The sequence below is a fragment of the Enterobacter sp. AN-K1 genome (genome assembly GCF_020971765.1).
GTDB classification, from domain to species: Bacteria; Pseudomonadota; Gammaproteobacteria; order Enterobacterales; family Enterobacteriaceae; genus Enterobacter; species Enterobacter hormaechei_C.
In genome coordinates, this window is the sequence record NZ_CP087390.1 from 1,442,049 (window position 1) to 1,461,069 (window position 19,021).

Sequence of the window (19,021 nt, forward strand, 5' to 3'; positions counted from 1 at the left end):
AGAATTTTACATCCCGTTCTGCTGGCTGAGGGAAAGGCTGGCAGAGTGTGGGGATGGAAATTACTCGTTCTTATGCAAAACAGCTCAGACGCGAGCTGACACAGGAAGAAAGGCGGCTTTGGTATTTACTGCGCAGCCGCCGTTTCGAAAAATATAAATTTCGCCGACAGCACCCGGTAGGTCACTACATTCTGGATTTCGCCTGTTGCGCGGCTCGGCTGGCCGTTGAGCTAGATGGCGGACAACATGATGAAAAGCAGGAATACGATCGACAAAGGACATTGTGGTTAAACCATAAGGGCTGGCACGTTATTCGATTCTGGAACAACGAACTCTGGAATAACGAAGAGGCGGCGTTAGAAAGGATCCTTGAAACGCTGCAAGCGCTGCAACCCTCACCCCGGCCCTCTCCCTGAAAGGGAGAGGGGGCAAACCATCTCCTCGCCCCTTTAGGAAAAGGGTTAATGTGAGGGCGCAAACTATTCCCTCGCCCCTTTAGGGAAAGGGTTAAAGTGAGGGAGCAAACTATTCCCTCGCCCCTTTGGGGAGAGGGTTAGGGTGAGGGGCTAAGTGAATTACTTCAGCGTCCCCACCAGCGCCTTCCGACTGTCTTCCAGAGACACCACGCGTTTACACACGTCTTTGCCGAACTGCTGGAAATCGGCTTCCTGATTCTTCCACTCGTTCTGAATCGAGGTTTGCAGTCCGCCCAGGCTACCCAGTACACCCTGCAACGGATTACCGCCACCCTTCAGCACCGCTTTGGCGCCCATCTCGTTGATGCTGTCCTGGAGAATGCCGCCCATCGCCTGGTTCACCAGCTGCTGACCGTCGGCACGCACCTGATCGATCGCCTTATAGTGGAACGTCAGGCCATCAGAGCGCGTCTCGATAATACGGTTCATCTGCTCTTTCAGCTGTTTATCCAGCTTCGTCAGGCGGGTGCGCATATTGCTGCTCTCCCCCACCTCTTTGGTGATGATTTTATCCAGCGCCACGCGGCTCTTTTCAACGCGGGTCAGCGCGCCATCGTTGATCCAGGGCAGCGCGGTACGCAACTCGGCCTGGTAGTCCATCGCCTGCTCGCGCTGGGCGGCCGTCAGGTTTTGCGGTTTGCCATTAAAGGTCACGTTGCCATCCGGCGTAATCACCAGATTGCCATTCTCGCCCTTAACCTGCACGGTTTGCGGACTCAGCACCACGTCATCACGCGGGGTGACGCTACATTTATACTCCGCATGGGCGGTGGTTCCGATTGCCAGTAAAGCAACAGCCAGCAACGTTTTGCGCATCTTTAACACTCCCTCAGACAAAATGGGCCAGCTAATGCTGGCCCCGTTCTTGCTTTATTAGTCCCACCAAACGTCGAAAAGTTCGCTAACGCGGACATCTTCCAGTTTGTGGTCTTCAAGCCATTTGCGTACCAGCGCCTGATGCTCTTCGGTGCATTTCCCCACTTCCTGGGTGCAAATCAGACCTTCCCACGCCAGATAGCCGCTACCGTCGAAGGCCAGCTTGTTTGGCTCGATCACCTCGTTGATGAACGCATCAACGTCCTGATCGATCTGTTCCACACTGGTGCCTTCCGGGAAACGCCAGGCAACGGAGAAACCCACTTCCTGGAATTCTTCGATGTGCATCTTTTTACGCAGACGACGGCTACGATTCTTTGCCATTATTTCACCCTCTCGAACATTAAGTCCCATACGCCGTGACCAAGACGATGGCCACGCTGTTCAAATTTTGTCACCGGACGTGAATCCGGACGCGGTACGTAGTCGTTGCTTTCAGACTGATTTTTATACCCGTCCAGGGACGACATCACTTCCAGCATATGTTCCGCATAAGGTTCCCAGTCGGTTGCCATGTGGAAAACGCCGCCCAGCTTGAGCTTACTTTTCACCAGCTCGGCAAACGGCGCCTGAACGATACGGCGTTTATTATGACGCGCTTTGTGCCATGGGTCAGGGAAAAAGAGCTGAACCATGTTCAAAGAATTGTCAGGAATCATTTTGTGCAGCACTTCCACCGCGTCGTGACACATGACGCGCAGGTTCTCAACGCCCTCTTCGTGGGCCGTTGCCAGGCACGCGCCGACGCCCGGCGAGTGTACTTCGATACCGAGGAAGTTCTGCTCCGGGCGCGCTTTTGCCATGGTCACCAGCGAGGTGCCCATGCCAAAACCAATCTCCAGCGTCACTGGCGCGTCGCGGCCAAACAGGTCGGTGAAGTCGAGCGGTTGCTCGCTGAACTCAACGCCCATCACCGGCCAGTAGTTGTCCAGCGCGTGTTGCTGCCCTTTTGTCAGGCGCCCCTGACGGCGGACAAAGCTGCGAATACGGCGCAGCGGGCGACCGTTTTCATCAAATTCCGGTGAAATGACGTCGTTTTTCATAAAAGAGTTGTCTGCTTGTGAGAATGTTCGGGAAACGGGCATTATCCAAAGTTAAGGCTTCTATGCAAGCATGGGAAAGATCCGGTTTACAGCAGATTGACGCTGTGCTGCAATCTGCGTCCCTGATTAAGCGAATCGATGACCATGCAAGCCTCTCAATTTTCAGCCCAGGTGCTGGACTGGTACGACAAATACGGGCGTAAAACCCTGCCCTGGCAAATTGAAAAAACGCCGTACAAAGTATGGCTCTCTGAGGTGATGTTGCAACAAACGCAGGTCGCGACGGTCATTCCTTACTTCGAGCGTTTTATGGCGCGCTTCCCGACAATCACCGATCTGGCCAACGCGCCGCTGGACGAGGTACTGCACCTGTGGACCGGCCTCGGCTATTACGCCCGCGCGCGCAACCTGCACAAAGCCGCACAGCAGGTCGCCACCCGCCACAACGGTAAATTCCCGGAGACCTTTGACGAGGTGGCGGATTTGCCCGGCGTCGGGCGTTCAACCGCAGGCGCAATCCTCTCCCTCTCTTTAGGCAAACATTTCCCTATTCTCGACGGCAACGTCAAGCGCGTGCTCGCACGCTGCTACGCCGTAGATGGCTGGCCGGGCAAGAAAGAGGTTGAGAAACGCCTGTGGGAGATCAGTGAAGCGGTCACTCCGGCGAAAGGAGTGGAGCGTTTTAACCAGGCGATGATGGATCTGGGCGCAATGGTCTGCACCCGTTCAAAACCGAAGTGCGAACTCTGCCCGGTAAACAACCTCTGCGTGGCGTATGCGAACCACACCTGGGCGCAGTATCCGGGGAAAAAACCGAAGCAGACACTGCCTGAACGCACCGGGTACATGCTGCTGATGCAGCATGGCGACGAGGTGTTTCTCGCTCAGCGCCCGCCGAGTGGCCTGTGGGGTGGTCTATACTGCTTCCCACAGTTTGAGGATGAAGCCTCGCTTCGGGCATGGCTTGAACAGCGCGGCATTGCGGCCGATACCCTGACGCAACTCAACGCGTTCCGTCATACCTTCAGCCATTTCCATCTGGATATTGTGCCGATGTGGCTTCCCGTGTCCTCATTCACGTCGTGCATGGATGAAGGCAACGCTCTCTGGTATAACTTAGCGCAACCGCCATCAGTCGGGCTGGCGGCTCCCGTGGAGCGCCTGTTACAGCAATTACGTGTCGGTGCAATGGTTTAGCATCGGCAAGACAAAGAGGAATGAGTATGGCCAGAACCATTTTTTGTACTTTCCTACAGCGCGACGCTGAAGGCCAGGATTTCCAGCTCTACCCGGGCGACCTGGGTAAGCGCATTTACAACGAGATCTCCAAAGAAGCCTGGGGACAGTGGCAGAAGAAGCAGACCATGCTGATCAACGAGAAAAAGCTCAGCATGATGAACCCGGAACACCGCAAACTGCTGGAGCAGGAGATGGTGAACTTCCTGTTCGAGGGTAAAGACGTCCATATCGAAGGCTATACGCCACCGGAAAAATAATACTCTGCGGCTGCTGCCCCGCGGCGCTGCGCTTGCACGGGCCTACGGTTTCGTAGGCCGGGTAAGCGCAGCGCCACCCGGCAACAGCAACCCCAAAGCAAACACAACACGCACTCCCGGAATGATGAAAAAACTTTTAGCGCTAGCCCTTGTTGCGCCGTTGCTTGTGTCTTGTTCTTCCAAAAAAGGCGATGAATACAACGAAGCCTGGGTCAAGGACACCAACGGTTTTGACATTTTGATGGGGCAGTTTGCCCACAACATCGAGAACATATGGGGATTTAACGAAGTTCTTATTGCCGGACCGAAGGACTACGTTAAGTACACCGACGCCTATCAGACCCGTAGCCACATCAACTTCGATGACGGTACGATTACGGTTGAAACCATCGCAGGGACTGAACCTGCGGCGCATTTACGTCAGGCCATCATCAAAACCCTGCTGATGGGCGACGATCCGGGGTCTATCGACCTCTACTCTGATGCCGATGACATCACCATCTCCAAAGAGCCGTTTCTGTATGGCCAGGTCGTTGACCAGACCGGTCAGCCGATCCGCTGGGAAGGCCGCGCCACGAAATTTGCCGACTACCTGCTGCAAACGCGCCTGAAAAGCCGCACCAACGGCCTGAAAGTGATCTACAGCGTCACGATCAACCTGGTGCCGAACCACCTCGACAAGCGTGCGCATAAGTATCTGGGCATGGTGCGTCAGGCGTCGCGTAAGTATGGCGTGGATGAGTCGCTGATCCTGGCGATTATGCAGACCGAGTCCTCGTTCAACCCCTACGCGGTAAGCCGTTCCGACGCGCTGGGGCTGATGCAGGTTGTACAGCACAGCGCCGGTAAAGACGTGTTCCGCGCACAGGGGAAATCCGGCACGCCGAGCCGCAGCTACCTGTTCGATCCGCAAAGCAACATTGATACCGGTACGGCCTACCTGGCGATGCTGAACAATGTCTACCTGGGCGGGATTGATAACCCAACCTCACGCCGCTATGCGGTGATCACCGCCTATAACGGTGGCGCGGGCAGCGTGCTGCGCGTCTTCTCAAATGACAAAGTGCAGGCCGCGAACATCATCAACAGCATGGCGCCGGGGGATGTCTACTCAACCCTCACCACCCGCCACCCGTCTGCGGAATCCCGCCGCTATCTGTATAAGGTGAATACGGCGCAGAAGAACTACCGTCGCCGCTAAAACCAACCCCCCTCACCCTAACCCTCTCCCCAAAGGGGAGAGGGCATTTGAACACCCTCTCCCCAAAGGGGAGAGGGCAGGGTGAGGGGACATCAGGCCGCACCCATCTCATCCCCCCCATACGAAAATGCTATTTGCATCACAATCCAGACTGCAAATTAATGTGGATTGCATTTTTTTGCGGGAGGTAACAAAACATATCGTTGCCAACTGATAGAATTGCATCAAATAACAACCCTGAATGTTCCCAAAACAACATATCTCCCGCTCACTTGTGAGGAAAGTAACATGAACCTTAAGCTGCAGCTTAAAATCTTGTCGTTTCTGCAGTTCTGCCTGTGGGGTAGCTGGCTGACTACACTCGGCTCCTATATGTTTGTGACGCTCAAGTTCGATGGTGCGTCGATCGGTGCCGTTTACAGCTCGCTGGGTATTGCGGCTGTTTTCATGCCAACGCTGCTCGGTATCGTGGCGGATAAATGGCTAAGCGCGAAATGGCTGTATATGCTTTGCCACCTGGTGGGTGCGGGGACGCTGTTTATGGCGGCCGAAGTGACCACGCCGGGGGCGATGTTCATGGTGATCCTGCTTAACTCGCTGGCCTATATGCCAACGCTTGGCCTGATCAACACCATCTCCTACTATCGCCTGAAATCTGCCGGTCTGGATATCGTCACCGACTTCCCGCCAATCCGTATCTGGGGCACCATCGGCTTTATCATGGCGATGTGGGGCGTGAGCTTCGCGGGCTTCGAGCTGAGCCATATGCAGCTCTACATCGGCGCGGCGCTCTCCGTACTGCTGGCGCTGTTCACCCTGACACTGCCCACCATTCCGGTATCTAATCAGCAGAAAAACCAGAGCTGGAGCACCATGCTTGGCCTGGACGCCTTCGCACTGTTTAAAAACAAGCGCATGGCGATCTTCTTTATCTTCTCCATGCTGCTGGGCGCGGAACTGCAAATCACCAACATGTTCGGTAATACCTTCCTGCACAGCTTCGATAACGATCCGCTGTTTGCCGGGAGCTTTATCGTCGAACACGCGTCGGTGATGATGTCCATCTCGCAGATCTCCGAGACGCTGTTCATCCTGACTATCCCGTTCTTCCTGAGCCGCTACGGTATCAAGAACGTCATGCTGATCAGTATCGCCGCCTGGATGTTGCGCTTCGGTCTGTTCGCCTATGGCGACCCGAGCGCGTTCGGCACCGTGCTGCTGGTTCTGTCGATGATTGTTTACGGCTGTGCCTTCGACTTCTTCAACATCTCCGGCTCGGTGTTTGTGGAAAAAGAGGTGAAGCCTGAAATCCGCGCCAGTGCGCAGGGCATGTTCCTGATGATGACCAACGGCTTCGGCTGTATTCTGGGCGGCGTGGTGAGCGGCAAAGTGGTTGAGATGTATACCACTAACGGCATCACCAACTGGCAACCAGTGTGGCTGATCTTCGCCGGGTACTCGCTGGTGCTGTTCTTCGCGTTCATCGCGCTGTTCAAGTACAAGCACGTGCGCGAGCCGCACGGTGCGCAGCCGATCGCGCATTGATTGTTGTGCCCGGTGGCGCTGCGCTTACCGGGCCTGGAAAACCAGACCGTAGGCCGGGTAAGGCGTAGCCGCCACCCGGCTATTTTATTCCAGAAAGCACCCACCCCACCGACAGCAAATCCGCGCTGCCGCCCGGGCTCAGGTTGCGTTCAATCAATGCCTTATCCATCTTCAGCAACGCCTCGCAGTCCCAGCCGTTAGCCAGCAGTTCCCGCGCGTAGCCCTGAACGTAGCGCAGCCCCTCAATGCCGCCGCGCGAAACGAGATTGCTGTCCTGATTTACCGCCATCAGGCGCAACAGCAGGCCGTGAAGCGACTGACCGTTCCACGCATCCAAAGCCTTACGCACCGTGGCAAAGCCGCTTTCTGCCTCGCCACGCGCGCCGGTTAAACCGTACAGCTGAAACTGCCGCTCCCCCGCCGTTGCCTGCCCGCTGCGCCCGGCCAGCTCCCTCGCCACCAGCCCATGACAGATGTTACTTACCTCACAACAGAGGCTATCCGCAGAGATATTTTTCACACGCCCGGCGGCGAAGCAGAGCAAACCGAGGGCAAAAATCCCGCCCTTGTGGGTATTTACCCCGCCCGTGGCGGCGTACATTGCCTGCTCGCAGGCCATTCCCATTGGGCGAAGAATCCGCAACTGCCGATCGGCAGGTTTGGCCGCATGTGCTTCACCCAGTTCCGCAAACCGGGCAAACCACGGCGTAATCGCCATAATGCTGCGGACAAACAAGGCATGGTCCATATCGCGATGGGAGCCGTTATTGAGCCTGTCCACCAGCCCCGGTTTTGGCGTCAGCTCCAGCTCCTGCCACAGCGCATCTGCGGCAAGCGCAGGGAGATCAACCGGGCGCGGTTCAGTCGCGAGCAAACCAGTCATCGATCATCTTCTCCACGCGGGAAACCACCTGCTCAGCGGGGTGATTGCGCGAACGGGAACAGGCATGAGCGGGCTCGTCACAGATCAGGCAGCGTCTGAGATTCGCCCCCAGCGACTGACGCCCGACGTGGCCGTTTTCAGGGCAGATCACATCCAGATCCCACAGCCTGCCGAGTGGGTGCGTCTGCTCCAGTTCTGCACAGTGCGCCTTAATTTCCGCCGCCGGATGCGCGATGCACCACAAGGCTTCAGGTCCGGTGGGTAGCCACAGCACCTTACGGTCCAGCACCTGCCAGCGGTTTTCCCACAGCAGCTGGTCGCACATTTGCAGCGCCACGCCCATGGTGTTGCGATAGCGAAGGCTGTCTTTGATTTCCCCGGGCGTAACCAGCGTGAGGGAGATCACCGGTTGTTGATAGTGCGCAAGCATGTCAGCCTGGCGCGCTGCGCGGCGCTCTTTCGCCGCCAGCAGTTCGTCCAGGCTGACACCCGTCCGCACGGGTGTCGCAATAGTCACACTTCCTCCTTTACCTGTCGAACGGTGTCGATCACGCTGCCGTCGCGGTAGCGGATCACCCCGACGATTTTGTCGGTGAACTCAATCGGTTTCGGTACGCCTGTCAACGAAATCGCTCGCTCATACAGCGCGTTGATATCTACAACCTTCAGCCCTGCTTCCATAAGTCGTTCGCGGATCTCCGGGCGCGCCGGGTTGACCGCAATACCGTGGTCGGTGACCAGCACGTCAATGCTCTCCCCCGGCGTGAGGCGGGTGGTAACGCGCTTCACGACGGTCGGGATGCGGCTTCGCAGCAGCGGCGCGACCACAATGGTCAGGTTGGCTGCCGCCGCCACGTCGCAGTGTCCGCCGGATGCGCCACGCATCACGCCATCGGAGCCGGTGATGACATTGACGTTAAAGTCGACGTCGATTTCCAGGGCGCTGAGGATCACCACGTCGAGCTGGTCGCAGCTTGCCGCCTTGCTGCCGGGGTTGGCGTAGACGTTGGTGGAGATCTCCACGTGGTTCGGGTTGCGCGCCAGCGAGGCCGCTGCCTGGCCGTCAAAGCACTGGGTGTCGAGCAGCTTTTCGATGAGCCCCTTCTCGTGCAGATCCACCAGGCTGCCGGTGATGCCGCCAAGGGCGAAGCGCGCCTTCACGCCGCCGCGCTCCATCTTCTCTTCCATAAAACGGGTGCAGGCGGTGGCCGCTGCACCGGAGCCGGTCTGCATCGAGAAGCCTGGTTTGAAATAGCCAGAGTGTTCAATCACGTCCGCCGCATAGCGGGCGATCATCAGCTCGCGCGGGTTGCTGGTGACGCGCGCCGCGCCGACGCTGATTTTCGCCGGGTCGCCCACGCTCTCCACCTGCACGATGTAGTCCACCTGATCCTGCACCAGGCTGGCGGGCATATTGGGGAATGGCACCAGCGCTTCGGTCAGCAGCACCACCTTACGGGCAAAGTGCGCATCCACCATGGCGTAGCCCAGCGAGCCGCAGCAGGATTTGCCGTGCGTCCCGTTGGCGTTGCCAAACTCATCGCTGCACGGCACGCCGAGAAACGCCACGTCGATATTCAGCTCGCCGTCCTGGAGCAGCTTCACGCGCCCGCCGTGGGAGTGAATTTGCACCGGCTCGTCCATCAGCCCGTGGGAGATGGCATCCGCCAGCCTGCCGCGCATGCCGGAGGTGTAAATCCGGGTGATGACGCCACTCTCGATATGCTCGATCAGCGCGTCATTGCAGGTCATCAGCGAGCTGGAAGCCAGGGTCAGATTTTTGAAGCCCATCCGCGCCAGCAGCGCCACGACGGTGTTGATCACCCGGTCGCCTTCGCGAAAGGCATGGTGGAAGGAGATGGTCATCCCATCCTGCAAACCGCTGCGCTTAACCGCCTCTTCAATTGAGGCGCAGAGCTTGCGGCTGTGCTTCGCCTCGCTGTCCGCCAGCCACGGCGTCGCGCTGTGGGCGGTATCAAAGGGTTTCAGATCCCGCAGATGGGGGAAATTTACATGGAGAAGTTCTGTCTGATTCATTATGTCATCCTTACCGACGCACGCCAGAGGCCGCCGCGCGCTCCAGCACCACCTGCGCGTGGTTAATAATCGGTGCATCCACCATTTTGCCGTTGAGCGACACCACGCCCAGGCCGTTACGCTCGCCCTCTTCTGCCGCCTCAATCACCCTTTTGGCGTGATCCACCTCTTCCTGAGTCGGGGCGTAGGCGTTGTGCAGCAGGTCTATCTGGCGCGGGTTAATCAGCGATTTGCCGTTGAAGCCCATCTTGCGGATCAGGTCGACCTCGCGCAGGAACCCGGCTTCGTCGTTAACGTCGGACCACACCACGTCGAAGGCGTCGATACCGGCGGCGCGTGCGGCGTGCAGCACGGCGCAGCGGGCATAGAACAGCTCGGTGCCGTCGCCGCGCTCGGTCTGCATGTCCATCACGTAGTCAAAGGCGGCCAGCGCGATGCCGATCAGGCGCGGGGAGCTGCGGGCAATCGCCACGGCGTTGATGACGCCAATGGCCGATTCAATCGCCGCCATCACGCGGGTGGAACCCACATCACGCCCGCACTCCTTCTCGATACGCTCGAGGTGGCCTTCCAGCTCGTAAATATCGTCCGGGGTGTCGGTTTTCGGCAGGCGAATCACGTCCACGCCCGCGCGCACGGCGGCCTCCAGATCCAGCAGGCCAAACGGCGTGCTCAGCGGGTTAATGCGCACCACGGTTTCGATATCCTGATACATTGGGTGCTGCAACGCGTGGAACACCAGCATGCGTGCGGTGTCTTTCTCGCGCAGGGCCACGGCGTCCTCAAGGTCAAACATGATGGAGTCGGGGCGGTAGATAAAGGCGGTAGAGAGCATGGCGGCATTGGCGCCTGGCAGGAACAGCATACTGCGGCGGAGTTTGCTCATTTCAGCGCCCCCCAGTTGATGGCCTGTTCATCGGCGGCACGCAGAAGCGCGCTTTGCAGGCGAGCGCGGATCACACAGTCCAGCGCCCCTTTGTCTTCAATAATGATTAATCCCTGGTGCACGTTCATGGCGCGCAATGTGTCGTTGACCACCTGGCGTATCTGCTCGCCAAACTGCTTAATCACTTCACTGTGGATGACAATCTCCAGCTCACCGTGAGCGGGGGCGATTTTCACCATCAGGTCGCTGGACTCCTGCGTTCCGGCCAGCGCCTCCCTTACAATATTCATGATAAATTCCTGATAGTTATGCGACTTCCGCACTCGCACGATAATGTGCTTCGAGGTGCGCGAAGGTGGAGTCCGGGACAATCTCCCGGATCCGGGAAAACTGCTGTGTCTTGAGTAAACGGCGCACTTCCGAGGCCGAAATGGCGTTGCCGGTGGCCTTGATGCGCGGCATCTCCACCACCTCAATATGCGAGGCCAGAAGGTCGTGCAGCGTCTGGTTGTACTGCCGCGTGATGTCGCAGAACGGCTCCGAGCCGATGAAGCGGTGCGTGATGCCCAGCGCCGGGGCGATATAGTCCCGGAAGATCAGCACGTCGATCTCGCTCCACGCCTGCTGCACTTTGCCAGTCTCCTTCAGGAAGTAGGCCGGAAACGTGGCGCGGGAGATGATGTACTGCGAGCCTTCATGCACCACCACGTTCGGCAGATGCGCCACGCCCGCACGCACCATCTCAAGGCGCGCGCTGAACGGGAAGAACGAGGCGTCTTCACGCACCACAAACAGATGCAGGGCATCGCACTGCGCCGCTGCCTGCTCCACCAGATGACGATGGCCGAGGGTGAAGGGATTGGCGTTCATCACGATCGCGCCCGTTTTTTCCCCACACCGGCGCTTAGCGCGCAGGGATCGGCAGTAGCGCGCGATCCCCTGCGGAGTGTTCTCCATTAGCACCGCGTTGTTCCCGCTCTGGGCAATCGGCCAGAAACCGCTGCGGCCAAAGCGCTCCTTATTGCACGGACGGGTGCAGAGGAAGAGGTGAAAATGGCCGCGCTCCAGCGCCGCGTTTTCCACCTCTGCCAGCAGACGCGCGCTGAGGTTTTCCCCACGAAGCTGCTCGTTGACCGCCACGCATTTGATGACGTTGGCAGCCAGCCCGGCGCAACCCACCAGCTGCGCGCCGGACCAGGCTTCGACAAACAGCGTGATGTCGTTGTCCAGGCCAAGGCCGCTGTCTGCCAGCAGGTAGCGGATTTGGCTTAAGCGTTCTGGGTGTTTCGCCACAACGGTGTGCCGAAAATCAATGGGTTGCGATTGCATGCTGCCGCCTTACTCAGTGCGCTGCCGCGAGCCCGACGGCTGGCGCTTCCACGATCACGTTGCTCAGATGACCGATATGCTCGATCTCCACCTCAATGCGATCCCCCTCCTTCATAAACAGCGGCGGGTTGCGCTTTTTACCCACGCCACCAGGCGAGCCGGTGATGATCACGTCGCCCGGGCTGAGACGGGTGAAGGTGCTGATATACTCGATCAGTTCCGCCACCTTGTGGATCATGCTGCTGGTGTTGTCCTCCTGCACCATGCGGCCGTTCAGCCAGGTGCGGATCGCCAGGCTGTGCGGGTCCGGGATCTCATCCGCCGTCGCCATCCACGGGCCGAACGCCCCGGTCTGGCGCCAGTTTTTCCCGGCGGTGAACCAGGTGTGCTGCCAGTCGCGGGCGGAGCCGTCCATGTAACAGCTGTAGCCCGCCACGTGGCGCAGGGCGTCGTCGCGGCTGATGTTCTCCCCGCCTTTGCCGATGATCACCGCCAGCTCGCCTTCGTAGTCGAACTCGCTGGAGTGGCGCGGCTTCAGCACCGGCTCGTTGTGGCCGGTCTGTGAATCCGGGAAGCGGACAAACAGCGTCGGAGCCGGGTTGTGCTGGTCAAACTCCTTGCGCTTGTCGGCATAGTTCATGCCCACGCAGAGGATTTTTTCCGGCTGGACAATCACCGGTAAGAAGGTGATGGCATTCAGCGGTACATCCACCGCGTCGTTCAGAAAACGGGTGGCCTGCGCCAGCCCGTTCCCCTGCAACAGCGCTTTAAGGTCGCCATAGCGGTCGCCCAGGCGGCGGCCCAAATCAATCACGCCTTCGGCCTGTACGATGCCGTAGCTGCGTTTTCCCTGGTATAAAAAGCTTGCGAGTTTCATTGTTCTTTCCTGAAAACTTAAACGAGGAAGTTGCCCAGAATCAGCAGTGAGACAGACACGTTAATCGCGCCGCCGATACGGGTAGCAATCTGGGCGAATGGCATCAGGCTCATGCGGTTGCCTGCGGTCAGGATCGCCACGTCACCGGTGCCGCCCTGCCCGCTCTGACAGCAGGAGACGATGGCGACATCAATCGGGTGCATACCAATCTTTTTGCCAACGAAGAATCCGGTCGCCACCAGCGCGGAAACGGTGCTGACAATCACCAGCAGGTTGCTGACGGTGAACGCCGCCACCAGTTCATGCCATGGGGTAATCGCCACGCCGACAGCGAAGAGGATTGGGTAGGTCACGGAGGTCTGGAAGAATTTGTACACCACCTGGGAACCCTCCAGCAGACGCGGAGAGGCGCCGTTGCAGAGCTTCACCAGCACCGCCATAAACAACATGCCCACCGGCGCTGGCAGACCAATCAGCTTGTGACCGAGCATGCCCAGCATGTACAGCAGCACCGCCAGCAGCGCGCCCGAGGCGATTGTCGTCGCGTCCGCTTTGCCGGAGAACGCAGGTTGGGAAACAGTGGCATCAGCGTTGGCGCGATTCGGCATCAGCTGGCCTTCACCGGTCAGGTGCGGGTAGCGTTTACCGAGCTGGTTGAGGCAACCGGAGATAATGATCGCCGTCAGGCCGCCGAGCATCACCATCGGCAGCACGCGGCCGAGCGCCACGCCCTGATCCATATGCAGCAGGGTGGCATAGCCGATAGAGAGCGGGATCGCCCCTTCCCCGACGCCGCCCGCCATGATCGGCAGAATGATAAAGAAGAAGATCTGGAACGGCTCGAGGCCCAGCGCCAGCCCAACACCCATGCCGACAATCATGCCGACGATTTCACCGCACAGCATCGGGAAGAAGATGCGCAGGAAGCCCTGGATCAGCACGGTGCGGTTCATACTCATGATGCTGCCGACGATAATGCAGCAGATATAGAGGTAGAGAATATTGGTGGATTTATAGAATTTGGTCGTGGACTCAACCACCACGTCCGGCAGCAGGCCGTAATAGACCAGCGCGGAAGGGATAAAGGTGGCGCAAATTGCCGCTGCACCGAGCTTGCCGACAATCGGCAGGCGTTTGCCGAACTCACCGCAGGCAAAGCCGAAGAAGGCCAGCGTGGCCACCATGACCACAATGTCGCTCGGCAGTTTTCCGCCCAGGCAATCAATCGCAATCAGCGCGCCCGCCAGAACGAACAGCGGCAGAGGAATAATGCCGATTTTCCAGGTATCCATAATATGCCACCAGCGCTCTTTGAGCGATGGCCGCTGAATATCAATCGGGTCGTGGGTAACAGAGAATGAATCGTCAGTTGTGCTCATAATAAGCCCCTTAGTTATTTTGTGCGTTCAGCTTAGAGTCACAAAGGCTTACTTTATGTGAGGGATGGCATATTAAAAGCGAAGTTTTAATGGACGCTATGGTTTTAATGGTTTCTTTTATTTAATGTGATTTACGCCTTATTTATTGCCGTGGTTTTTATGGTTTCTTTTCTTAACTGAACAAAGAAATAACATTTATTCATTTAACCTTAAGAGGATGAGACTTTCGGAAAAATCTTTTACAGGCTGCGCTGTGCAAGGGATCACAAGTTTTCGGCAAAGCGGGCATCCTGGCCTTAAAAGATGATATATTCAGCCGACCTGTTGATATCTCGCGTGATAGTTATGAAAGTATCGTTTCAGATCAAGCTGTTTATTTCGCTGGTCGCCTTTTTCTCAGTGCTGTTCGCATTACTGGGCGGATATTATTATGTCGATGTCGGCAGGCAGCTTTATCAGGAAATGAGCGCGCGCGCAAAAATACAGGCCGAAGAAATTGCGCTTATTCCTACCCTGCGAAAAGAAGTCGAACAAAAGGATATCCTGGGTATCCATGACTTTATGCAGAAAATAGCCGCCCGCAGCGACGCCAGTTTTATTGTGATTGGTGACAATAAGGGGCTGCATCTTTTCCACTCCGTGTTTGCCGACCGGGTAGGCAAAACGCTGGTTGGCGGAGATAACGACGAGGTATTACACGGCAAAAGCACCATCACCATCCGCAAGGGCGGGTTAGGCATTTCGCTGCGCAGCAAAGCGCCCATTTTTAACGACGCCGGGCAGGTGGTGGGGATTGTTTCGGTAGGCTATCTCACGAGCTATCTGGACACCATCACCGTCAACAAGGTGGTTAATATCCTGATTGCCGCCGTGCTGCTGCTTATCGCCCTGTTTATTTTCTCCTGGTTCTTCACCCGCAGCATCAAGAAGCAGATATTCTCTCTGGAGCCGCGCGAAATCGGCCTGCTGGTGCGCCAGCAAAAGGCGATGATGGAATCCATTTATGAAGGGGTGATTGCCATCGACGACGATCTCCGCATTGAGGTGATCAACCAGGCGGCGCGTAAATTATTAGACTTACGCCAGCCCGCCCGCGAACTGCGAGGTCAACTCATCAGCCAGGTGATCGCGCCCGTCCCGTTCTTCAACGCGCAAACCATGCTTGCGAAAGACACCCACGATGAGATCTGTCGCTTTAACGATCTCACGGTCATTGCCAGCCGGGTGCGGATCATGCTGGAAGATGCGTTGCAGGGCTGGGTGATCACCTTTCGCGATCGCAACGAGATCGACTCGCTCAGCGCCCAGCTCAGCCAGGTGAAGCGCTACGTTGATAACCTGCGCATCATGCGCCATGAACAGCTGAACCGCATGACTACGCTGTCCGGCCTGCTGCATATGGGCCGTTATGACGAAGCGATTCGCTACATACAGGCGCAGTCGGAACACGCTCAGGAGCTGCTGGACTTTATCTCGTCCCGCTTTAGCTCTCCGACGCTGTGTGGTTTGCTGCTTGGAAAGGCCGCCCGCGCGCGTGAAAAAGGCGTTGAGCTGAGTTTCGACCCGGCCTGCCGGGTGGATAAACCGTTCCTGCCGCTGCTCGAATCGGAACTTATCTCGATCATCGGGAACTTGCTGGATAACGCCATTGAAGCGACCCAGCGTGCACCGCTCCCGCATGCCCCGGTGGACGTGCTGATAAAGCTGAACGAGCAGGAACTGATTATTGAAGTCGCCGACCAGGGCGTCGGCATCACACCGGAGATCCGCGACCGGATCTTTGAGCGCGGCATCACCACCAAAACGCGCGGCGATCATGGTATTGGCCTGTATCTGATTGAAAGCTATGTCACACAGGCTGGCGGTGCAATTGAAGTTGCCGATAACACCCCACGCGGTGCCATTTTCTCACTGTTTATTCCCGCCACGGGAACGGCCCGGCACCCCGTACAGGAACTGGAAGATACCGACTATGCAACATGAACTTATCGACGTACTGATTGTTGAAGACGAGAACGAACTGGCGCAACTGCACGCGGAGCTTATCGGTAAACATCCGCGCCTGAGGCTGGTGGGGATTGCCGCGTCGCTGGCCGACGCGCAGGTACAACTGGAGAGCAAACAGCCGAAGCTGATGCTGCTGGATAACTACCTGCCGGATGGCAAAGGCATCACCCTTATCAGCAACCCGATGCTCACCCGCGCCAACTGCTCGGTGATTTTCATCACCGCCGCCAGCGATATGGACACCTGTAGCCAGGCAATTCGTAACGGCGCGTTCGACTACATCCTCAAGCCGGTTTCCTGGAAGCGCCTGAGCCAGTCGCTGGAACGTTTTGTGCAGTTTGCCGAACAGCAGCGCGTCTGGAAGATCGTCGACCAGCAGAACGTCGATTCACTCTATCAGTTGCAGGCGAAAAACTATCGCCTGGACAACGGCAGCAAAGGGATAGAGGAGAACACGCTGGCGCGGGTGCAAATGCTGTTTAACAATAAGGCGGCGCACTGTTTTACGGTGGATGAGGTGGTGAGCGAGACGGGCCTGAGTAAAACCACCACCCGGCGCTATCTGGAACACTGCGTGGAGGTGGGTTTTCTGACGGTGGAGATGCTGTACGGGAAGATTGGGCATCCGAGAAGGATGTACCGCCGCGCAGAAGCCTGACGCAGTATTGTAGGCCCGGTAAGCTTGCGCCGCCGGGCACTCGCCGGGTGGCGCTAACGCTTACCCGGCCTACGTTCAGACATTCAATACGTATCCATACAGCCGCTTAATCCCGTCCGCATCTTTCTCGCTGTAAACGCCCTGCAACTCTGGCGAGAAACCCGGCAGCATATTAATGCCCTCTTCCAGCGCCAGGAAATAGCGCTGTACTGCTCCACCCCAGACTTCCCCGGGCACCACACACAGCACACCCGGCGGGTATGGCAGCGCACCTTCGGCGGCAATGCGTCCTTCGGCGTCACGAATACGCACCAGTTCGACGTTCCCGCGAATGTACTCCTGGTTGGCATCCTGCGGGTTCATCACCACGGCAGGCAGACTCTCCTGACGGAACATCGCCTTCTGTAAATCCTTCACGTTAAAGCTGACGTAGAGATCGTGCATCTCCTGGCACAGCTGACGGATCGTGTAGTCGCGGTAACGCACCGGGTATTTCTGATAGATAGTCGGAAGCACATCCGCGAGCGGTGTGTCGTCTTCAATATGCTGTTCAAACTGCCCCAGCATTGCCACCAGCTGCATTAGCTTCTCCGCGCTCTCGGCTGGCGTCAGCAGGAACAGGATGGAGTTGAGATCGCACTTCTCCGGCACAATGCCGTTCTCGCGCAGGTAGTGGGCGAGAATGGTCGCCGGAATGCCGAAATCGGTATAGTGACCTGTTTCAGCATCAATGCCCGGCGTGGTCAGCAGCAGCTTGCACGGATCGACGAAATACTGCTCGCGGGCATAGCCTTCAAAACCGTGCCATTTTGCACCCGGTTCAAAACTAAAGAAGCGACGCTCGCTGGCGATAGCCTGTGTGGGGTGATCCTGCCATGGCCGCCCCGCCACCACCGGCGGGATAAACGGTTTGATCATATTGCAGTTGGCGATGATGGCCTTGCGCGCTTCAATGCCCAGCTCGACGCACTCCGCCCACAGCCTGCGTCCGCTCTCGCCCTCGTGGATCTTGGCGTTCACGTCCAGCGCCGCAAACAGCGGGTAAAACGGGCTGGTGGAGGCATGCAGCATGAACGCATTGTTCAACCGCTTGTGCGGGCAGAAGCGCGACTGACCGCGAATATGGTTATCCTTTTTATGGATCTGCGACGTTTGCGAGAACCCGGCCTGCTGCTTGTGGACCGACTGGGTCACGAAAATTCCCGGATCGTTCTCGTTCAGTTCCAGCAGAAGCGGAGACGTTTCCGCCATCATCGGGATAAATTGCTCGTAGCCGACCCAGGCGGAGTCAAAGAGGATGTAGTCGCAAAGGTGACCGATCTTGTCGATCACCTGACGGGCGTTGTAGATCGTGCCATCGTAGGTGCCGAGCTGAATGATCGCCAGACGGAACGGGCGCGCCTCGGCGGCTTTCTGCGGCGCGACGTCACGGATCAGTTCCCGCAGCCAGGCCTCATCAAAGCAGTGCTCATCAATCCCGCCGATAAAACCAAACGGATTACGGGCTGCCTCAAGATAGACAGGCGTTGCCCCGGCCTGGATCAGCGCCCCATGATGGTTGGACTTATGGTTGTTACGATCGAACAGCACCAGGTCGCCGCGGGTCAGCAGCGCGTTGGTCACCACCTTGTTGGCCGCCGACGTGCCGTTCAGCACAAAGTAGGTTTTGTCCGCGTTGAATACTTTCGCCGCGAACTTTTGCGCGTGCTTGGCGGAGCCTTCGTGGATCAGCAGATCGCCCAGCTTAACGTCGGCGTTGCACATGTCGGCGCGAAAAACGTTCTCACCGAAGAAATCATAGAACTGCCGCCCCGCCGGGTGTTTTTTGAAAAAGGCACCGTGCTGGTGACCCGGACAGGCAAAGGTGCTGTTTCCCATCGCCACATACTGGCTCAGGGTGTCAAAAAAGGGTGGCAGCAGGTTCTCTTCATACCGGCAGGCGGCAGATTCCAGTTCCAGCAATTCCTGTGCTTTACCCGAGATGATCGCCGTGACACCCTCTGGCACCTCTCCTGGCTCTGTTGAGAACAAAAAAACCGGTAACTGAAAGCCCGTACGCTTCAGCAATGCGAGAATGCCGCTGTAGCTTTCAACAACCGTAATGACGACTGCCGCCACATCGGTGAAATCAGTGTTATCCAGCATAACTTTTTCGCGATGCGTAGAAACTTTGGATACCAGCTCACGGCTGACGGCAATTTTCATGGTTTTCATAAGCGCAAACACCCTCACCGAACGGTGAGACAGGAAGGAGAAAATTCGCGCAATCATGTCACCTTTTATTTTCAGGTGCAAGAAGGAATCAGTATGCGTTACGCCTCCCAAAGC

General features: G+C 57.5%; 19 protein-coding genes. 7 read left to right on the forward strand and 12 right to left on the reverse strand.

Annotated elements, in window-relative coordinates; translation table 11 throughout:
- The first annotated feature begins 53 nt into the window (after positions 1-53).
- Positions 54-416 carry an endonuclease domain-containing protein gene (locus LOC22_RS06940; RefSeq protein WP_230239451.1) on the forward strand — a complete coding sequence of 121 codons (363 nt, stop codon included), beginning with the start codon at positions 54-56 and terminating at the stop codon, positions 414-416.
- Positions 417-575: 159 nt separating this feature from the next.
- Here the strand turns inward: LOC22_RS06940 and LOC22_RS06945 are convergent, their stop codons facing one another.
- The 3 genes from LOC22_RS06945 to trmB are packed head-to-tail and all read right to left on the reverse strand — an operon-like array spanning position 576 to position 2,395.
- Positions 576-1,292 (reverse strand): DUF2884 domain-containing protein, encoded by a 717-nt coding sequence (locus tag LOC22_RS06945; RefSeq protein ID WP_015571842.1) that lies wholly within the window; start codon positions 1,290-1,292, stop codon positions 576-578.
- A 57-nt stretch (positions 1,293-1,349) separates the two neighbouring features.
- Positions 1,350-1,676, reverse strand: coding sequence for a YggL family protein (locus LOC22_RS06950; RefSeq protein WP_003862421.1), 327 nt, complete (start codon positions 1,674-1,676; stop codon positions 1,350-1,352).
- Positions 1,676-2,395, reverse strand: a complete 720-nt coding sequence (gene trmB, locus LOC22_RS06955) for a tRNA (guanosine(46)-N7)-methyltransferase TrmB (RefSeq protein ID WP_015571843.1) — start codon at positions 2,393-2,395, stop codon at positions 1,676-1,678. Before trmB ends, LOC22_RS06950 begins: the two co-directional genes overlap by 1 nt.
- A 144-nt stretch (positions 2,396-2,539) precedes the next feature.
- Between trmB and mutY the strand changes: the two genes are divergently transcribed.
- The 4 genes from mutY (at position 2,540) to LOC22_RS06975 (ending at position 6,637) form a co-directional block, all read left to right on the forward strand.
- Positions 2,540-3,592, forward strand: coding sequence for an A/G-specific adenine glycosylase (gene mutY / locus LOC22_RS06960; protein ID WP_168728606.1), 1,053 nt, complete (start codon positions 2,540-2,542; stop codon positions 3,590-3,592).
- Positions 3,593-3,618: 26 nt separating this feature from the next.
- Positions 3,619-3,891 carry an oxidative damage protection protein gene (locus LOC22_RS06965; RefSeq protein WP_003862425.1) on the forward strand — a complete coding sequence of 91 codons (273 nt, stop codon included), beginning with the start codon at positions 3,619-3,621 and terminating at the stop codon, positions 3,889-3,891.
- 124 nt (positions 3,892-4,015) lie between these two features.
- Positions 4,016-5,092 carry a membrane-bound lytic murein transglycosylase MltC gene (gene mltC / locus LOC22_RS06970; RefSeq protein ID WP_017382930.1) on the forward strand — a complete coding sequence of 359 codons (1,077 nt, stop codon included), beginning with the start codon at positions 4,016-4,018 and terminating at the stop codon, positions 5,090-5,092.
- A gap of 288 nt (positions 5,093-5,380) precedes the next feature.
- On the forward strand, positions 5,381-6,637 hold the full coding sequence (locus LOC22_RS06975; RefSeq protein WP_015571846.1) for a nucleoside permease: 1,257 nt from the start codon (positions 5,381-5,383) through the stop codon (positions 6,635-6,637).
- 79 nt (positions 6,638-6,716) lie between these two features.
- Here the strand turns inward: LOC22_RS06975 and citG are convergent, their stop codons facing one another.
- The 8 genes from citG to LOC22_RS07015 are packed head-to-tail and all read right to left on the reverse strand — an operon-like array spanning position 6,717 to position 14,028.
- Positions 6,717-7,520, reverse strand: a complete 804-nt coding sequence (citG, locus tag LOC22_RS06980) for a triphosphoribosyl-dephospho-CoA synthase CitG (RefSeq protein ID WP_040118084.1) — start codon at positions 7,518-7,520, stop codon at positions 6,717-6,719.
- Positions 7,498-8,037, reverse strand: a complete 540-nt coding sequence (citX, locus tag LOC22_RS06985; protein ID WP_022651835.1) for a citrate lyase holo-[acyl-carrier protein] synthase — start codon at positions 8,035-8,037, stop codon at positions 7,498-7,500. The genes citG and citX overlap by 23 nt, the downstream gene beginning before the upstream one ends.
- The gene (gene citF, locus LOC22_RS06990) at positions 8,034-9,557 is read right to left on the reverse strand and encodes a citrate lyase subunit alpha (RefSeq protein WP_023304410.1); all 1,524 of its coding nucleotides are present in this window, start codon (positions 9,555-9,557) and stop codon (positions 8,034-8,036) included. Before citF ends, citX begins: the two co-directional genes overlap by 4 nt.
- A 10-nt stretch (positions 9,558-9,567) precedes the next feature.
- Positions 9,568-10,443 carry a citrate (pro-3S)-lyase subunit beta gene (gene citE, locus LOC22_RS06995; RefSeq protein WP_015571849.1) on the reverse strand — a complete coding sequence of 292 codons (876 nt, stop codon included), beginning with the start codon at positions 10,441-10,443 and terminating at the stop codon, positions 9,568-9,570.
- Positions 10,440-10,733, reverse strand: coding sequence for a citrate lyase acyl carrier protein (gene citD / locus LOC22_RS07000; protein ID WP_017382935.1), 294 nt, complete (start codon positions 10,731-10,733; stop codon positions 10,440-10,442). Before citD ends, citE begins: the two co-directional genes overlap by 4 nt.
- Positions 10,734-10,749: 16 nt before the next feature.
- Positions 10,750-11,772 (reverse strand): [citrate (pro-3S)-lyase] ligase, encoded by a 1,023-nt coding sequence (gene citC / locus LOC22_RS07005; protein ID WP_039269781.1) that lies wholly within the window; start codon positions 11,770-11,772, stop codon positions 10,750-10,752.
- Between the two features lie 13 nt (positions 11,773-11,785).
- Positions 11,786-12,649 carry a fumarylacetoacetate hydrolase family protein gene (locus tag LOC22_RS07010; protein WP_015571851.1) on the reverse strand — a complete coding sequence of 288 codons (864 nt, stop codon included), beginning with the start codon at positions 12,647-12,649 and terminating at the stop codon, positions 11,786-11,788.
- 17 nt (positions 12,650-12,666) lie between these two features.
- Complete coding sequence (locus tag LOC22_RS07015) at positions 12,667-14,028, reverse strand: 2-hydroxycarboxylate transporter family protein (protein ID WP_230239452.1); 1,362 nt, start codon at positions 14,026-14,028, stop codon at positions 12,667-12,669.
- A gap of 345 nt (positions 14,029-14,373) precedes the next feature.
- Between LOC22_RS07015 and LOC22_RS07020 the strand changes: the two genes are divergently transcribed.
- Together LOC22_RS07020 and LOC22_RS07025 are read left to right on the forward strand one after the other, a co-directional pair.
- A complete protein-coding gene (locus LOC22_RS07020; RefSeq protein ID WP_017692682.1) occupies positions 14,374-16,011 on the forward strand; it encodes a sensor histidine kinase in 1,638 nt (545 codons plus the stop codon).
- Positions 16,001-16,693 carry a response regulator gene (locus LOC22_RS07025; protein ID WP_015571854.1) on the forward strand — a complete coding sequence of 231 codons (693 nt, stop codon included), beginning with the start codon at positions 16,001-16,003 and terminating at the stop codon, positions 16,691-16,693. The genes LOC22_RS07020 and LOC22_RS07025 overlap by 11 nt, the downstream gene beginning before the upstream one ends.
- Before the next feature lie 75 nt (positions 16,694-16,768).
- Here the strand turns inward: LOC22_RS07025 and LOC22_RS07030 are convergent, their stop codons facing one another.
- On the reverse strand, positions 16,769-18,907 hold the full coding sequence (locus LOC22_RS07030) for an ornithine decarboxylase (RefSeq protein WP_058687341.1): 2,139 nt from the start codon (positions 18,905-18,907) through the stop codon (positions 16,769-16,771).
- Positions 18,908-19,021 lie beyond the last annotated feature (114 nt).

What these genes read in the sequence shown, in the direction of transcription:
- LOC22_RS06940 (WP_230239451.1), top strand. Translation starts at nt 54, where the DNA reads ATGGAAATTACTCGTTCTTATGCAAAACAGCTCAGACGCGAGCTGACA.
- LOC22_RS06945 (WP_015571842.1), bottom strand. Translation starts at nt 1,292, where the DNA reads ATGCGCAAAACGTTGCTGGCTGTTGCTTTACTGGCAATCGGAACCACC.
- LOC22_RS06950 (WP_003862421.1), bottom strand. Translation starts at nt 1,676, where the DNA reads ATGGCAAAGAATCGTAGCCGTCGTCTGCGTAAAAAGATGCACATCGAA.
- trmB (WP_015571843.1), bottom strand. Translation starts at nt 2,395, where the DNA reads ATGAAAAACGACGTCATTTCACCGGAATTTGATGAAAACGGTCGCCCG.
- mutY (WP_168728606.1), top strand. Translation starts at nt 2,540, where the DNA reads ATGCAAGCCTCTCAATTTTCAGCCCAGGTGCTGGACTGGTACGACAAA.
- LOC22_RS06965 (WP_003862425.1), top strand. Translation starts at nt 3,619, where the DNA reads ATGGCCAGAACCATTTTTTGTACTTTCCTACAGCGCGACGCTGAAGGC.
- mltC (WP_017382930.1), top strand. Translation starts at nt 4,016, where the DNA reads ATGAAAAAACTTTTAGCGCTAGCCCTTGTTGCGCCGTTGCTTGTGTCT.
- LOC22_RS06975 (WP_015571846.1), top strand. Translation starts at nt 5,381, where the DNA reads ATGAACCTTAAGCTGCAGCTTAAAATCTTGTCGTTTCTGCAGTTCTGC.
- citG (WP_040118084.1), bottom strand. Translation starts at nt 7,520, where the DNA reads ATGACTGGTTTGCTCGCGACTGAACCGCGCCCGGTTGATCTCCCTGCG.
- citF (WP_023304410.1), bottom strand. Translation starts at nt 9,557, where the DNA reads ATGAATCAGACAGAACTTCTCCATGTAAATTTCCCCCATCTGCGGGAT.
- citE (WP_015571849.1), bottom strand. Translation starts at nt 10,443, where the DNA reads ATGAGCAAACTCCGCCGCAGTATGCTGTTCCTGCCAGGCGCCAATGCC.
- citD (WP_017382935.1), bottom strand. Translation starts at nt 10,733, where the DNA reads ATGAATATTGTAAGGGAGGCGCTGGCCGGAACGCAGGAGTCCAGCGAC.
- citC (WP_039269781.1), bottom strand. Translation starts at nt 11,772, where the DNA reads ATGCAATCGCAACCCATTGATTTTCGGCACACCGTTGTGGCGAAACAC.
- LOC22_RS07010 (WP_015571851.1), bottom strand. Translation starts at nt 12,649, where the DNA reads ATGAAACTCGCAAGCTTTTTATACCAGGGAAAACGCAGCTACGGCATC.
- LOC22_RS07015 (WP_230239452.1), bottom strand. Translation starts at nt 14,028, where the DNA reads ATGAGCACAACTGACGATTCATTCTCTGTTACCCACGACCCGATTGAT.
- LOC22_RS07020 (WP_017692682.1), top strand. Translation starts at nt 14,374, where the DNA reads ATGAAAGTATCGTTTCAGATCAAGCTGTTTATTTCGCTGGTCGCCTTT.
- LOC22_RS07025 (WP_015571854.1), top strand. Translation starts at nt 16,001, where the DNA reads ATGCAACATGAACTTATCGACGTACTGATTGTTGAAGACGAGAACGAA.
- LOC22_RS07030 (WP_058687341.1), bottom strand. Translation starts at nt 18,907, where the DNA reads ATGAAAACCATGAAAATTGCCGTCAGCCGTGAGCTGGTATCCAAAGTT.